At 44.2% G+C, this 16,464-nt stretch carries 10 protein-coding genes; 7 read left to right on the top strand and 3 right to left on the bottom strand.

Going from position 1 to position 16,464, the window contains the following annotated elements; translation table 11 throughout:
• Positions 1-17: 17 nt before the first annotated feature.
• Positions 18-686 (top strand): phosphoglycolate phosphatase, encoded by a 669-nt coding sequence (locus TPSD3_RS15285; RefSeq protein WP_086489400.1) that lies wholly within the window; start codon positions 18-20, stop codon positions 684-686.
• Positions 683-1,060: a holo-ACP synthase gene (gene acpS, locus TPSD3_RS15290; protein WP_086489401.1), complete on the top strand. Its 378-nt coding sequence runs from the start codon at positions 683-685 to the stop codon at positions 1,058-1,060. The genes TPSD3_RS15285 and acpS overlap by 4 nt, the downstream gene beginning before the upstream one ends.
• A 21-nt stretch (positions 1,061-1,081) precedes the next feature.
• On the opposite strand, the gene TPSD3_RS15295 is transcribed toward acpS, so the two are convergent.
• Entirely contained in the window at positions 1,082-5,548 is a 4,467-nt protein-coding gene (locus tag TPSD3_RS15295; RefSeq protein ID WP_086489402.1) for an OmpA family protein, read from the bottom strand.
• 161 nt (positions 5,549-5,709) lie between these two features.
• Between TPSD3_RS15295 and TPSD3_RS17645 the strand changes: the two genes are divergently transcribed.
• Positions 5,710-5,880, top strand: a complete 171-nt coding sequence (locus tag TPSD3_RS17645) for a hypothetical protein (RefSeq protein WP_176329895.1) — start codon at positions 5,710-5,712, stop codon at positions 5,878-5,880.
• Positions 5,881-6,005: 125 nt separating this feature from the next.
• Positions 6,006-6,644: a peptidylprolyl isomerase gene (locus TPSD3_RS15300; RefSeq protein ID WP_425353093.1), complete on the top strand. Its 639-nt coding sequence runs from the start codon at positions 6,006-6,008 to the stop codon at positions 6,642-6,644.
• A gap of 233 nt (positions 6,645-6,877) precedes the next feature.
• Here TPSD3_RS15300 and TPSD3_RS15305 read toward each other — a convergent pair whose 3' ends face one another.
• Positions 6,878-8,572 carry an XDD3 family exosortase-dependent surface protein gene (locus TPSD3_RS15305; RefSeq protein ID WP_086489404.1) on the bottom strand — a complete coding sequence of 565 codons (1,695 nt, stop codon included), beginning with the start codon at positions 8,570-8,572 and terminating at the stop codon, positions 6,878-6,880.
• A gap of 777 nt (positions 8,573-9,349) precedes the next feature.
• Here TPSD3_RS15305 and TPSD3_RS15310 point away from each other — a divergent pair.
• Positions 9,350-11,119, top strand: a complete 1,770-nt coding sequence (locus tag TPSD3_RS15310) for an N-acetylglutaminylglutamine amidotransferase (protein WP_086489405.1) — start codon at positions 9,350-9,352, stop codon at positions 11,117-11,119.
• Between the two features lie 9 nt (positions 11,120-11,128).
• Positions 11,129-11,980: an archaetidylserine decarboxylase gene (asd, locus tag TPSD3_RS15315; protein WP_086489406.1), complete on the top strand. Its 852-nt coding sequence runs from the start codon at positions 11,129-11,131 to the stop codon at positions 11,978-11,980.
• A gap of 4 nt (positions 11,981-11,984) precedes the next feature.
• Here asd and TPSD3_RS15320 read toward each other — a convergent pair whose 3' ends face one another.
• The gene (locus TPSD3_RS15320; protein WP_086489407.1) at positions 11,985-12,890 is read right to left on the bottom strand and encodes a sulfotransferase family protein; all 906 of its coding nucleotides are present in this window, start codon (positions 12,888-12,890) and stop codon (positions 11,985-11,987) included.
• A 39-nt stretch (positions 12,891-12,929) separates the two neighbouring features.
• Here TPSD3_RS15320 and TPSD3_RS15325 point away from each other — a divergent pair, with 39 nt between their 5' ends.
• A complete protein-coding gene (locus TPSD3_RS15325; protein ID WP_217884475.1) occupies positions 12,930-16,448 on the top strand; it encodes a pyridine nucleotide-disulfide oxidoreductase in 3,519 nt (1,172 codons plus the stop codon).
• The last annotated feature ends 16 nt before the right edge of the window (positions 16,449-16,464 follow it).

The following is a 16,464-nucleotide window of genomic DNA, read 5'->3' on the forward strand; positions in this document are numbered from 1 at the left end:
TTAATAACGAGGTCGGTGTGTTTAAACCTGAATTAATTTTGAGCGATTTGGATGGCACGTTGGTGGATAGCGTTCCTGATTTGGCGTATGCGGCGGATCAAATGATGCAACAGCTTGATTTGCCAGCGCGTGGGGTGGATTCGGTGCGTTTATGGGTGGGTAATGGTGTAGAACGCTTGGTGAAGCGAACCTTGACAGGGGAAATGTACGGCGAGCCGCCCAGTGACTTGTTAGCAAAGGCTTTTCCTTTGTTTATGGATTGCTACGGGGATACGAATGGGCAACGCAGTCAGCTTTATCCCGGTGTGCGCGAGGGCTTGGTGTGGTTACATGAACATTATCGCAATTTGGGCTGCATTACCAATAAATCTAAACGCTTTACACGCCCGTTATTAGAACAATTAGGCATTGCTGATTATTTCGGCATTATTGTCGCGGGAGATAGTTTACCTGCAAAGAAACCCGATCCCTTGCCTTTAACCCATTGTATGGATTTCTTTTCTAAAAAACCTGAGCAAACATTAATGATCGGCGATTCAACCAATGATGTGCAAGCGGCGAGAAACGCGGGTTGTCCGATTATTTGTGTTGATTATGGTTATAATCATGGGGAAGATATTCGTTTGTCTGGTGCAGATGCGGTCATTAGTCATTTTGCAGAATTGCAGCGTTTATTACCATTATGATTATTGGCGTGGGTATTGACATTGTTGATCAACAGCGAATTGAACAGAGTATTGCGCGTTTTAAAGAACGTTTTTTAACGCGCATTTTTACCGCACAAGAAGCCAGTCGCTGCAACGATTGTCGCCATCCTGTGGAGCGTTTTGCGGGGCGTTTTGCAGCAAAAGAAGCCTTTATGAAAGCCATTGGACGCAGTGCATTGCGTCCGGTGACTTTTGTGGAAATAGAGGTGTTAAATCGCGCTTCAGGCGCGCCTTATATCGTGACGCACGGCACGGCAAAAATGTTGTGTGAACAATTGGGTGTGCAGCACATTCATTTAAGCCTAACTCACAGTGCAGGAATTGCCGCAGCCGTGGTGATTTTAGAAGTTTAATCAATAAGTTATCCAGATTGTCTAATAAACCAAACGGAAATGAACCCGCCGATTTTGGAAATTAGCGACTTCATCACCAAAACACACTTTATGCGTAGACATGGGATGTAGCCATTTTCCTGCAATTCCTTGTGCCATTAACCACTCTTTCATGCGTTGAGCGCGGGCGGTGCCGAGTTGTAAATTATGGGCGCGTGTTCCTAAACCATCCGTTTCGCCAATAATCTCAATTCGCATTTGATAATCTAAAATTTCACTGAGTTTAATTAACTCGCGTAATGTCTCTGTCAATTCGCGTAAAATCTTATTTTGTTGGGCTTGAAATTCAGTGGATTCATTAAATAAAACATTAATGGCCATTAACCGCGCCATTGCCGCTTGCCAATTCTGTTGATCAATATTAATTAATTGACCGCTATCAATACGCAAAGGCAAACCCAACGGCTGCGCTAAGGTCTTAATCCACGCCGCCGAAGCCTCACCTTCCACGTGTAAAACTTGATCGCGCACCGTTAAATTAACCTTAGGCGGCGGCTGTAAACGTTGTTGGGCGTGTTTTAACAAAAACTCAGGTGATACATCTTGATAACTGTGCCAGTACATTTCCAAGGCACCGTCTAACAAAAATTGCCGCGCTATCTCTTGCGGGTCTGCGGCGAGTGGATCGCGTAAACCTTGTACCAACCAGCCTCCTTCGACACGCGGTTGGGTGTAAGTCACCACGATGCCCGGTGTATCGCCTAAGGTCGCTAAAAATTCTTCAAATAATTCAGTGGCTTGCTCTTGCCATTCAGTCATATTAATCGCAGCATGAGTGTCTACAGCTTTCACACCCGCTTCTTGTTGAATCTGCGAAGCGGCGCGGCGAATTTGCTCTCCCGTCGCTTCTCCCGTTAATTGCACCACGCCTTGATTATCAATGCTCAATTGCAAAACGTCTAATTGATCTTGTTTCAACTGTTGTTGTAAACGCGCCTGCACAAAAGCGGGCGATAAATCTTGATAAAATTGCCATTCTTGCTGAAGTGTCGGCAAATTCGCATGGATCACCGCTTGTTCGGGAAAATCAGCTTGTGGATCGCGTAAACCATGAATCATCCATTCTCCTGACGCATTTTTTCCACTATCGACCACAATAATGCCCGGTACACGATTTAATTCCGCCACCAATTGCTGTAAACGCACTTGTTCAGCCTGCCACACTGCATCTTGATTGCTTAATTGTTGCGTGTCGATTTCTCGAATCCCCGTTAAATAACCGCTTTGGGTTTGTATTTGACTGATCCATGTGTGATCGGCTGCGCCACGGATTTGTAAAATACGATCATCGGTTAAATGTAATTCCACACCCGGCGGCGGTTGCAAGGCCAAATGGGCGCGTTTTAATACAAAAACAGGCGACAAATCGTGATACGGTTGCCAGTGCATTTTTAAACGCAGATCAGGATAACGCCCTGCCAATTCTTGCGGATCGACCGCTAAAGGATCACGTAATCCGCGAATAAGCCAATGTTCTCCTTGTCGGCCGGCATGAATCACCGTTAAACCGTCCGTATCGCGCAATACAGTAACCAACGCCTGAAAAATCGCTTCACTTTCAACCCAATACGCATCATTCAGCGTCACCGCTTCCGTATTAACACTGTCAATGCCGGCGATTTTGCCCACGCTGTCGTTTAATTTATCTAACCACGCCTTATCCGTATTTCCACGCACGGTCAATACAGTGTCATTCAGAGATAATTCAATCGTATGAGGGGGTTGCAGCCACGCCCGCGCCCGTCTTAACACAAAAGCAGGCGATAATTCTTGATAATGCTGCCAGCGCATGGTAATGTCAGACAAGCCCGCTTGTTGGGCTAAATGCTGTGGATCAGGGGCGAGCGGATCGCGTAATCCGTGAATATAAAAGTGTCCATCACGGCGGCCGCTGTCTGTCACCACTAGGCCGGGCGTGGTGTTTAGCGTAGTCAGCAGGCGTTGCACAGACACTTCCATCGCTTGCCAGGCTTGATCGGTATTGGTTAAATTTTCAGTATTCAGGGCGTTAATGCCCGCAATTTTTCCAATATTATGATAAGCGTGTTTTATCCATTCCGCGCTGGCTTGTCCCGTCGCAAAAAGAACATGGTCTTGCACCGCTAATTCCACCGACGGCGGCGGTTGTAACCAATGCCGCGCCCGTTGTAAAACAAAAGCAGGCGATAATGTGTGTAACATTTGCCAGTGCATTGTCAGACGTTCTAAGCCCATTTTGTCTGCGATTTCCTGCGGATCGGGCGCAAGCGGATCGCGTAATCCACGCACATAACGCTGTTCTTGACCTCGTCCGCTGTCGGTGACGATGATACCTTGTGTACTATTGAGCGTGGCGATAAAGGCTTGGAATTGCGCTTCTGTATTCAGCCAATAGGCATCACTAGGGCGCGCTTGCTCCAGATTAACCGTGCGAATCCCCGCAATACTCAACGCACGTTGTTGCGCTTGGGTCAACCACAGTTGATCGGCTTCGCCTGTAAAATGTAAAATAGCATCATCGCCTAAATGCAGTTGAATCGACGTGGGAGGTTGCAAGGCCAGACGCGCCCGCTGTAAAACAAACTCAGGAGTCAGATCGTGGTGCGCTTGCCAGTGCATTTGTACATCATGTAGTCCAATTTCTTCAGCCCAACGATTCGGATCAGCCGCTAAGGGATCGCGTAAACCACGAATAACCCGATGTCCCGCTTCGCGTTGATGCGAGATGATGACCAGACCGGGCGTGTTGCGTAAACGTTGTAACAGATTCTGAAATAAGGCATCCGTCTGCTGCCAATAGGCATCGTTGTCGATCAATTGATCGCCCACTACTTGCCGAATTCCCGTAATATGACTGGCTTGTTGCTGCACGTGTTCAATCCAAGCGCGGTCGGCACGCCCAGAAATATGTAAAACATCACCTTTTAATTGTAGCTCAACACTGTCGGGTGGCGCGAGTTGTAACTTGGCTCTTTGCTCTACAAAAACAGGCGTTAAATCTTGATATGGAGTCCAACTGGCCGTAATATCATTAGGGGATACTTGTGCAGTCAGCGCAATTTGCAGGGGATCAGCGGCTAATGGATCGCGCAATCCGTGTAAAATTAAATGGCGATCTTCATAATTCGCTTGCACCGGAACAATACCGGGAGTTTGGCGTAATGTTTCGACATAAGCCATGAGTTGTTCACGGTGTTGTTGAATACGATATTGTTCATAAGCAAACCACGCTAATAAAGCCACCGCTAACGCACTTATTCCCGCAAAAGCAGCCACTACCGCAGGTGGAAAATAATGCCCTTGTTTATCCCGAATTTCTGAGCCTAATGTTTTTTGTAAAATTGTTAAAATCGGCGTTAAAGTGCTATTATCACCATCAAATTTTTCTAATAAAAAACCATAACGAGCGTGCATAGTTTCTAAAGCATCGTGCATAATGTCTTTATAACTATAAGGCACATTACCACGAATCACTGAGGCTAAAATCGCATCTGGCCCACGTTCTAACCAGACGGTAAATTCACCAATTTCTACACGCTCTAATTGCGCATCGTCTGTGCCTGAAAAAGAATCATGAATAAAATCTTGAATCGCCGTGAGCATTGCTGACACCGCATCACTGTCATTAATTTCAATATCATTTTGGTGTAAATGGTGAATTAATAGCCCGCTATCTCGGTGAATTAAAAACACCTGTTCTACTCGATAAACTAGGGTATCGCGTAAAATAATTTCTTGTAATGGCGTAGAAGTGCGCCACGCCTCCCAACGCCAAACTAACCCCTTGGGAGAAAAAGGACTTTGTTGTAAACGGGTATTAATTTCTTGTAATAAGTCTTTAAACGTTTCATTAATCGATTTACGAATAGCAGGCCCCATGACAGGAAATAAAGTGTCCGCTAAAACTTGCGTATCTTCACTGATCGATTGTCGCAAACAACGCTGTACAGGTTCTTTTAAAGATTCGGTTAAACGGCTTTGTAAAGTATGTTCTAATTCTTCGCTAATGCTGGCTTTATTAATGGCTTCGGGGAGAAAATTGGCCATGTCACTGACCCGTTTCTCGGTATCATCTAATTGGGCAACTAATTGTTCAAACCGCGGTAATAAGGTTTCTAATTGAGTTAAACGTTGAATAACAGGATTAATTTGTTGTTGTTCTAATTCGGTTAAGCGGGCTTGTATGGGTTTTTGAATGGGCGTGCTTAATGCGGTGAGTAATGGACGCGCAAAAGTTTGCGGCGTTTCACACATAGATTCGATAATGCAGGTTTGTACGGGCTTTTTTAACGCACTGGCGAGTTGATTTAAATCAGGCGCGCGTTCTATGGCTTGCGCCAAAATAGCGGCTATTTCTTGACTACGCAATTGAGGATCGTTAAGTCGTTTTTCTAATTCATCTAATCGATCTTGTTCAATTTGTAATAATAATTGTCGTAATTGGGCATATTCATCGTGGGGAGCGTTCATATTATTGTGTCGCTAATTGGTACAAGAGAAAAAACATTAGAGTTTATATTAATCCTGTGATGATTCCTAAAAAAATCAGGGTAAATAATGCGGCTTTCCATATCCAATTGTCAAGTCATGGCGTTTGTGATTAAAGCGTTTCTTTGAAGTAAACGAGATAAATGGTGTTAATTATTCGATTAACGGTTAATGTGGTGTCACAAAAGCGGTTGACCGATGAAGACATTGTCAACAGTTTGGAATGGTTGGGAGAGTTTGAAGCGGCTCATCCTTTTGCCATACAAGTGGCGCAGTTGAGTTTGTTCCTCATCTTTACTTTCAATCAGTTATAAAAATATTATTTTTTGTAATGGTTTAAATTGAGAATTGCTGATCTTTAACAGATCACTTGATCTGTCAAATTGTTTATGATAGAAATAGATTGCACTGTTTCTTAATGATCAATAAGGAGTTTTTTGTGATATTTTGGCGTGTTTTATTCGTTGTTTATTTATCGCTATCATTTAGCTTGAGTTATGCTGATAATCCAAAGGTGGTCATGCAAACTTCTATGGGTGATATTGTATTGGCATTAGATGCAGAAAAATCGCCCAAAACGGTGGAGAATTTTTTACGTTATGTGGATGAAGGTTTTTATGCAGGGACTATTTTTCATCGCGTGATCGATGGCTTTATGATTCAGGGCGGCGGTTATGGAGAAGATTTCGCCGAAAAAGAAACGCACGATCCAGTAATGAACGAAGCCGATAATGGGTTGAAAAATCTACGCGGCACGATTGCGATGGCGCGCACCCCAGACCCCCATTCCGCCACCGCACAATTTTTTATTAACGTCAAAGACAACACCTTTTTAGACCATCAAGCTAAAACAGCCCAAGGTTGGGGGTATACGGTGTTTGGTCAGGTGATTGAAGGCATGGAAGTGGTGGATGCCATCAAAACCACCCCCACAGGTTCTGGTGGTCCTTTCCGCACTGATGTCCCTGAAACCACTGTCGTTATTCACCGCGTTCAACGGGTGGAAGCCGCAGATAAAGCAGAAACCGCTACCGCACCTGCTTCTAAATCTACAGCCGCACCCGAAACGCAACAGTAAGGAGTTTAAGCACTTAAACGAATTAGTTTTAACAATAAAACAACTTCTTATTCTTCCCTAGCAGGAGGCGGTAGAAAAGTGAAAGTTCTAAACCATTTTAACTGGCTGGATATTTTTATTTAACTACCTACTATTTAATCCTAATTTCCCAATCGTAAAAAACCGAGCCACACTTTATTAACGGTGTGACTCGGTTTTGTTTTATCCGATTAAAACGCAATCAATGAATCGTTTTAATCATTCGGACAATCGTCAAAAGAGCCTTGCATTAAAATACCATCATTCAAGCACTCTGTGAATAAATAAGCAAAGAAATTGCCTGTCATGCCGGGGTCACGTTTAAAGCTAAAAGAGATAATAGCCGATTGACCGTCTTTACTCACATTATAATGGCTGCTTGGCTCAACGAAAGCATCGGCAGCACCTTCAAAATTCAAATCTTGCAGATTGAATTCTAAGGGGCTAACCAAATCACTCAACAACGTTCCCGCACCCAGAGAAGTGGGAGTTTGATTGGTGCCGCTCCAGCTTGAATTGAAATAATGCGAAGTATCGTAAACCACTTTGTTCATACTATCACGTATCAGATTACCCGCACTATCACGCATTTCTGGAGTCATCGGATAGCCGCCCAATGACGGGATTCCGTTCGATCTAAACACGTGGTTGCTGCCAGCCAGCAAGTTCGCAAAACCCGCATTTGGAATGGTAACATTCTTCAACTGGCTGACTCTATACAAGCCTTTCTCAGCCGTTGCAGAGTCATTCGGTGTGGCAAAACGCACCGCATAAATCTTGTCAGATGCGGCTTTGCTGCCGACTCGCGCCCCTTTGCGGCTACCGCTAAAGTCTAAAATCAAATCGCCCCAACCAATGTGATTGGCCACGCCGTCTTTAGTCCACGTGCCGCCGTTCAAAGGCAAATTAGCATGAATCGCCACGGTGATCATATCGCCTTGTTGTTTAAAGGCGACTCCATGAATTTCAAAAGACGTTCCGCCCACTTTATTACCCGCAGAGGTTGTTTCTACGCCGTCTTTAAACGAATCCAGCGTATACTGCCATGCACCGGGCGGGCATAATTTACACGTATCTGGAACAGCCAAACCTTCCATGTCATAGTAACCGGCCGGAATCGCAGCCGTATTCATAATTTGGCAAGAACCTGCTTCCATGTTAAATTGGTATAATCTTGTATCACTTATTTTGTGCAAAGCATACAACAACGACCCATCAGGCAACACTTCAATGGCTTCTGCTTCGGAAGGCAACTTATCGCAGTATTCTAAAGCAGCCGTATTTTTTGTCAAATTATACGCATATAAATTATCCCCAGACACGCCGTAAATAATTTCGTCGCCGTCAGCATTGACTCCCATCGCAATGTCTTCTACCACCGCATCGCTTGCCCACATCATGGTATGCGCGCCAGTGGATTGATCGATGGTGATCAAACCTTGACCATCCACCCAACCCCATAACACACTTCCGTCTTTGCTAAACACGATGGCCGATACTTCACCCTCAATAATTTTACCGATGGGCTGCAAACGACCGTCATCTTTGTCAATGGTGTAAAGCATACCGATTTTATCGGGGTCAATGGCATCGTCGCCAGAGGACACAAACAATTGGCCAGTAATTGGATGAATCGCTAAACCTTCCAGATCATAGTCTACATACTCAGGCCCGACATTGTAGGAGGTTGTTTGTAGCGTAGCGGGATCGATAATGGTTTTAAACAATTGGCTGTCGGCCAAATTATTATCTTGTATTCCATACACTGGGCAAACTTTGGCGGTGTCAGGCTCATCCGCTTGAACAGTGGCTAAACCCATACCCAGCAATAAACCAGTGGAAACACCCGCATAAAACAAACCACGCACGGCTTTTCTTAGCACGTGATTCAGAGGTTGTGTTGTGTTCATGATAAAATCCTCAAAATGACTTAAAAAACTTTACGTTTCAACCTAGACCGTTCGATTCCTGTGATAACACGCTGCGTCACCACCGAACGGAAACCTTTTAAAAACGAATTCAGTAAACGCAGTAGGATTAGTGTTAGAATATAATTATGTGTAATCGCTCAAAAACGCAGCCACTTTTCCAATTTCTAAAAGCCCTGAGAAATGACGGAAAATCGCCGAGGGGTCTGAGCCGAATCTTGTTGTTCTGTGGAGAGACTTCGTCTAGCTGACAATTGAATGTCATCTTAACCCTGATATATAGTTTTGTATAACGATACCCGTTTCTGCAATACTCTTATAGACAAATGCGAATATTATTTAGATAAACGGTGCAATTGACTCCAACTCCGTTATTAATAAACGGTCATTATTAGTCCGTCTGGAGACATCAACTTGTCATAAATGGGTATTGATGCCATCATCGCCAGCACGTCTAAATCCATCGCCAGACACTTGCGGCTGCACCTAAACTATAGAACTTGAAACCGAATTATTCAACCGCTTATCTTATAAAAAAAATCGGCTGTCCCATTTATCCTAGACGCAGCAGCATTAAGAAATATGAATAAAACTCATTGCGCCAATGGTATTATTTTAAGGAAAACATTTATCTTTTTTAAGAAAAAATTCTCGCTGTGTTTCTATCAGATAAAACGCAGCCATTAGTTTAAACAATAGAACGATACGTTAAAAATTTCAGATCATAATAACTCAGTGTTGTAAGGAATAGACGAGATTATGTGTGGTATTTGTGGTGAATTGCGTTTTGATGGACAAGCGGTGTCTCCCGACACATTACAAGCCATGATGGCTGTTTTAACGCCCCGCGGCCCCGATCATGGCGCGCAATGGATTAACAATACAGTGGGATTGGGACATCGACGTTTGGCGATTATTGATTTGTCTCCACAAGGACAACAACCCATGCAAGAACAGGGGATTAGCCTTGTTTTTAACGGCACGATTTATAATTATCGTGCATTGCAACAAGAGTTGATTCAATCGGGACATTCTTTTCGCAGTCAAAGTGACACGGAAGTGATTTTAAAAGCCTATTTACAATGGGGACTCGATTGTGTCGCGCATTTACAAGGGATGTTTGCTTTTGTATTATGGGATGAATCGCGTCAACAGTTGTTATTGGCGCGGGATCGATTGGGCATAAAACCGCTTTATTATGCCAAAACAGATCGTTTTATTCGCTTTGCGTCCACACTTCCCGCACTTTTGGCGACTAAAGAGATTAATACTGACTTTGATCCGGTCGGTTTACATCACCAATTTACATTACATGCCGTGATTCCCGCGCCATACACGCTGTTTACGGGAATTAAAAAGCTAGAACCTGCCAGTTTACATTTAATAACCCCTCGTGGCACACATCAGCAATACACTTATTGGCAGTTACACGCCACACGCCCAGAGCGATTTTATCGCGTAGAAGAATGGTTAGAATTAACGCATAACGCCCTTAAAGCCGCAGTCAGCAGCCACCGTACCGCTGCGGATGTGCCTGTTGGCGTATTATTATCGGGGGGGTTGGATTCCAGCTTACTGGTTGGATTACTGGCACAACAACAGCCTGTCGAAGAATTATTAACCTTTTCCGTTGGTTTTGAAGACGCGCCCGAAGAAAAAGGCAGCGAATTTGAATATTCCGATCAAGTGATTGCGCGTTATCCCACGCGCCACCACCGCTACCACATTCCCAATGCGCAGTTATTGGATCGTTTACCTGAAGCCATTCGCGCCATGTCCGAACCGATGTTTGGACAAGATGCGGTTGCGTTTTATCTGCTGTCAGAACAAGTGTCAAAAGTGGTCAAAGTGGTACAAAGTGGACAGGGCGCAGATGAAGTGTTTGCGGGTTATTTTTGGTATCCGCTGATGCAAGCGGCACAAGGGAGTTATTTAAATCGTTTTAGTTCCCATTATTTCGACCGTTCGCATGAAGAATATTTAACCCTTATTGATCCTGCTTTTCAAGGCGAAAATTACACCGCACAAACCGTTGAGAAACTGTTACAAGAAAAACATGCCGATACTTTTTTAGATCAAGTATTGCGTATGGATGTAACAATGTTAATTGTCGATGATCCCGTAAAGCGGGTGGACAATATGACGATGGCTTGGGGATTAGAAGCCCGCGTGCCTTTTTTAGATCAACATTTGGTCGAATTAGCCGCGATGATGCCACCGCAATTAAAATTGCAAGAAAAGGGTAAATATCCTTTAAAAGCCATTGCCAGACAGTATTTACCCTCTAGTGTGATTGATCGTCCTAAAGGCTATTTTCCTGTGCCTGCATTAAAATATGTGCGGGGAACTTTTTTAGAATGGATGCGAGATACTTTAGAATCAACAACTTGTCGGCAACGCGGTTTATATCAACGCGCTTATGTGGATCAACTTTTAGCCGATCCCACCGCTTATATGACGGCCTTAAAAGGCAGTAAATTGTGGCACTTGGCCTTGTTAGAAAACTGGTTACAAATTCATTTAAAATAGGCATTTCGCATGAGCATAAAAAACGCACCATTAAGAGATAAATTAGCCACATTTCCGCAATATATTATTCCGCAACATCGTTTATCTCAAATGATGCACTGGTTGACTCGTCGAGAATGGGGCGGAATAACGCATGGATTAATACGGCAATTTATTCGACAATTCAACGTTGATATGAACGAAGCCTTATTGCCTAATGCCAGCGATTATGCCAGCTTTAATGCGTTTTTTACTCGTGCTTTAAAATCGGAAGCCAGACCTTTAGCCGATAGCGTTTTTATTTCGCCTGTTGACGGCGAAATTAGCCAAAGCGGCCGCATTGACGCGGGACAATTATTACAAGTCAAAGGTCATACTTTTGATGCGGTGCATCTTTTGGGGGGCGATCAGGCTTTAGCGGCGCAATTTCATCACGGTCATTTTTGCACGATTTACTTATCACCACGGGATTATCACCGTATTCACAGCCCGATTACAGGACAGGTGCGGCGTATGATGTACGTACCGGGGCGTTTGTTCAGCGTCAACCAGAGAACCACGCGCACCGTGCCACATTTATTTGCTCGTAATGAACGTTTAATTTGCGTGTTAGAAACCGCGATAGGAACGGTGATTATTATTCTTGTCGGTGCGATTTTTGTGGGCAGTATGGAAACGGTATGGGAAGGACAAATTACTCCCCCTTATCGCCAACAGCGCGATTTTTGGAATTATGACCCGCCGATTGCTTTATCACAAGGGCAAGAATTAGGACGATTTAATATGGGATCAACCGTGATTCTACTCACCGAAGAAAACAGCCAATTACCCTTTAAAACTGACGGGAAAATTAAAATGGGGGAGAGTTTGGTTGTTTCTTAATTGATTAAATAGAATAACCCAATTCTTGCACCATTGTTAATTGCTCTGCGGTGAATAAAGACAAATTTTCTGCTTGATAACGTTGATAACTGCTGGGCATTTTGGGCAATTGACACAGTTGTAATAATTGTGTTTCTGTGATTTGATCTGCGCCAATAAAATCTAATAAACGCTGAATTTCAACTTTTGGCTGTTGACACAATTGCTCAAAATAAATCAGCAAAAACCGATCTTTTAAATGGCGTTGCCCTGTTTCAATCGCGGCTTGATTGGCTTTTAACCAATATTCTAATGCGCCATAAGGGCGTTGTTCAGGGTTTTTAATCCATTCCACCCCGAATAATGACGCGCCCCAATTGAAATATTGTTGTTGATTATTACTGTATGCCATATCTAATCCATGTCGAATTAAATGCACATAACGAATATGGGGAAAATAATCACTTAATGCTTGCACATATAAATGACTATTCGGTTCTTTCCACCCCCAACCGAATTGCTGAGTTAAATCCACCGCATAATGTTTTACCACACTTTGCACAAACATTTCTGGTTTATCTAAGGGAACGGTGATATTAAATTCCGCATGATAATTTTTTTGCCATTGTAGATAATCTTTAGCAGCTTTTGACAACGTGAATAAAACCTGTGGCGATTCTTTAAACTGCCCGGTCATGATCTGTTCAAATAAGGCCATTGTTTCTTGTAAAGTCTGACGATTTTCATGTGCAAATGAATACCATAAAGGGCGTTTAAATAAAAAAGTAAACCACAAATTATCATTGGCGTGATTAAGAAAATTGCCGATATAAAAACCTGCCTGTCTGACAATATCAGCAACCACCCGCGTTCCACTGCCGCCCATTCCGCCGATGACGACAGGCGAGCGATCATTCATTGTTTGCATCATTAAAAATTCCACCGTTATAAATAATACAGAGAACACCCCATGTCCGATCCCACCTCAATACCAGTATTCCAACGCCATCCCCTATCCCACTGGTATCAAGCGGATGTTTTAGCCCAGCTTGATCAGGATTTTTTACAACAACTGGCGCAGCAACGCCCTGATTTGGCTGAACAAACGCATTGTATGCGCCAATCGTCTGCTGCTTTTTCTGCCATAGAAATTAGTCAATGGCTGCTGGATTGCGCGCCGTATTTAGAACAGTTTATTGCGCAATTTTTTGGGATTGCATCGGAATTACAAAAACAACAACATCATATTACCGAACAACAACCGATAGCCGCGTTTAAAAAAACTTTTGTTTTACGTCGGGCGCGTCGTCGCTTACATCAAAAAAATGAATTAATCGATTTTAACACGTTAAATCAATGGCTTAATCAAGAATTAGCGCAAAGTGCATGGGCAGAATTAGCCGTCAATGATCGAGAACTGGCAGTTGCCTGTTTATCGCAACATTATTTGACGCAGGCCGAAACTCACGCGCATTCCATTGAACAATTGACCCAATGGTGTATTCACGGCTTAAAAACGCCCGAAGCCCAACAACAAGTACAAGATTGGGCGAGTTTTCACCTGCCACAAGCGGTTGATCCGCACGCCCGCATCGCCACGGATACGGTTATACATCATCAAGTTCCTTGTCGAATCACGCCTGCGTCGCACATTCGCCAACGTCAAGGTTTTGCCCTGACCGATCCGCGTGCCAGTTTACGCCAAGTGTTGGAACAAATTCACTATTGCGTGTATTGCCACAGCCACGACGGCGACTATTGTGCCAAAGGTTTTCCCGCCACCAAAGAACAAAAAGAACAAAACGATACCGCTGATTTTAAACGAGATGTGTCAGGAAATCTGCTCACAGGCTGCCCATTAGAAGAAAAAATTTCCGAAATGCACTGTTTAAAGCGCGATGGCTATCCGATTGCGGCGTTAGCGGTGGTGATGATCGACAATCCGATGTGTGCGGCTACGGGACATCGAATTTGTAACGATTGCATGAAAGCCTGCATTTATCAAAAACAAGACCCTGTGAATATTCCACAAATAGAAACCCGTGTTTTAACCGATGTATTAGCCTTACCATTTGGTGTTGAGATTTACGATTTATTAATGCGTTGGAATCCATTGCGCAGCGCACAACCTTACCCAAAACCTTATCACGGCATTAAAGTATTAATTGCAGGCCAAGGCCCCGCAGGCTTTACCTTAGCGCATAGTTTACTGATGGAAGGCTTTGCGGTGGTCGGTGTGGATGGTTTGAAAATAGAACCGTTGCCGTCGCACTATTTACAACAACCGATCCGTGATTATCAAACGCTGGTCGAGCCATTGGATCAACGCTTGATGGCAGGATTTGGTGGCGTGGCTGAATATGGCATTACGGTGCGTTGGGATAAAAATTTTTTACGACTGATTTATTTAGCCTTGAGTCGTCGTCCTTATTATCAAGTTTTTGGTAGCGTGCGTTTTGGGGGAACAGTGACTCTTGAGAGCGCGTGGGCATTGGGGTTTGATCATGTGGCGATTGCGGTGGGTGCGGGCTTGCCGCAAGTGCTTCCTGTTCCTAACAGTATGGCCATTGGAATGCGCCAAGCCAATGATTTTCTGATGGCTTTACAACTGACAGGTGCGGCAAAAATGGACAGTTTAGCCAATTTACAAGTGCGCCTGCCTGCGATGGTTATCGGCGGCGGATTGACCGCGATTGATACGGCCACCGAAGTGCAAGCCTATTATTTAGTGCAAATTGAAAAGTTATTAACCCGCTATGAACAATTAGTTGCAAGATATGGAAAAGATAAAGTCGAATCCGAATTAGACCCCGCCAGTCTCGCTATTTTACAAGAACAATTGCACCACGCCCACGAATACCGTACCGAACAAACCCAAGCAAAATTACAACAACGTCCTGTCAATGTCCAAAAATTGTTACACGCTTGGGGCGGAGTCACTGTCGCTTATCGTCGTCGTTTAGAAGAATCGCCCGCTTATGCACGCAATCATGAAGAAGTCGCCAAAGCCTTAGAAGAAGGTATTTTTTATTTAGAACAAGTGGACATTGAATCTGTTTTATTAGACGAATTTAAACATGTTAATGGCGTTATTTTTAAAAGCACAATAGACTCTCAATTACCCAAAACATTTAAATATCCTGCGCGTGCCATTTTAGTGGCAACAGGCGCGAAAATGAATGTGGCTTATGCTTTTGAACACCGCGATCAATTACAGCGTTGCGATACTTTTCAATACCAAACTTACGCGAACCAACAGGGTGAATTGCGTCCCGTGCCTATTGCGGATCATTGTAAATCGCCTGATTTTGGTGCGTTTACCTCGTATCAACATCAAGATCGGCGTGTGTCTTTCTTAGGAGATACTCACCCTGTGTTTCATGGCAGTGTGGTGAAAGCCATTGCTTCTGGATTACGTACCGCACCACAAATTACCCGATTATTTGCCGACCGCGTGCAACAGCAAGGCGATAAAAAAGAATACCAAAGTTTTCGAGAAAAATTACAAAATGAGTTCACCGCCCGCATTATCAAAGTCGAACGCCAAACGCCAAACGTGGTTGAATTAACGGTGCGTGCGCCTGCGGCGGTGCGGCCGTTTCGCACAGGGCAGTTTTTTCGCGTGCAGAATTTTGAACAATTCGCTCCGATGGTGAATCATCATCGTTTACACACCGAAGCCATCGCCATGATTCCCGCCGCGATTCAACCAGAAAAAGGTGAATTATCGCTAATTGCTATCGAAAAAGGCGCGAGTTCTCGCCTATTGGCGCAATTGCCCGTGGGAATGCCATTGTCTCTCATGGGGCCGACGGGCGCACGAATTCCGTTACCCGATACGCCAGAAACGATTTTAGTGATCGGCGGCCGCTTGGCCGCGGCACAAATGCGTGTCATTGGAAAAGAGTTACGAAAAGCAGGGCATCGCATTCTCTATGTCGCACAATTTGACCGCGCCGACGAGTTATTTCGCCGTGAAGAATTGGAAGCGGCTGCAAATAGTATTCTCTGGGTGACCACGCAATCCCCTACAATTCCACCACAACGTGAAACAGATTTCAGTCTTCAAGGACAATGGGATACGGCTTTGGAAAAATACAACGCAGGCGAATTAGGACAAATTCCTGTCCCTTTGTCAGAGATTGATCGCGTATGGGTTTTGGGGGCGGGCGTATGGTTGGCGCAGGTGGAAAAAGTCAGACGCGAACGTTTAAGCCACTTGTTGACGCGACAACCGCCGTTTTTCGGTTCAGTTTACAGCCCCATGCAATGTATGCTCAAAGGAATTTGCGCCCAATGCTTACAGTGGCAACGCGATCCGAATACGGGAGAACGCACCAAAGCCGTTTTTGCCTGCTCTTGGCAAATGCAGGCGATGGATCACGTCGATGTCGATAACTTAACCCAACGCTTACAACAAAACCGCTTACAAGAAGTCATCAGCGATCAGTGGTTGACCTTTTTATTGGAACAGGCAAAAGATTTGTAAAACATCTATGTTCAGC

The organism is Thioflexithrix psekupsensis, from assembly GCF_002149925.1.
Taxonomy (GTDB): domain Bacteria; phylum Pseudomonadota; class Gammaproteobacteria; order Beggiatoales; family Beggiatoaceae; genus Thioflexithrix; species Thioflexithrix psekupsensis.

Bases quoted from the DNA above. Each gene is read 5' to 3' on its own strand.
- acpS (WP_086489401.1), top strand. From the start codon at position 683: ATGATTATTGGCGTGGGTATTGACATTGTTGATCAACAGCGAATTGAA.
- TPSD3_RS15295 (WP_086489402.1), bottom strand. From the start codon at position 5,548: ATGAACGCTCCCCACGATGAATATGCCCAATTACGACAATTATTATTA.
- TPSD3_RS17645 (WP_176329895.1), top strand. From the start codon at position 5,710: ATGGTGTTAATTATTCGATTAACGGTTAATGTGGTGTCACAAAAGCGG.
- TPSD3_RS15305 (WP_086489404.1), bottom strand. From the start codon at position 8,572: ATGAACACAACACAACCTCTGAATCACGTGCTAAGAAAAGCCGTGCGT.
- TPSD3_RS15310 (WP_086489405.1), top strand. From the start codon at position 9,350: ATGTGTGGTATTTGTGGTGAATTGCGTTTTGATGGACAAGCGGTGTCT.
- asd (WP_086489406.1), top strand. From the start codon at position 11,129: ATGAGCATAAAAAACGCACCATTAAGAGATAAATTAGCCACATTTCCG.
- TPSD3_RS15320 (WP_086489407.1), bottom strand. From the start codon at position 12,890: ATGATGCAAACAATGAATGATCGCTCGCCTGTCGTCATCGGCGGAATG.
- TPSD3_RS15325 (WP_217884475.1), top strand. From the start codon at position 12,930: ATGTCCGATCCCACCTCAATACCAGTATTCCAACGCCATCCCCTATCC.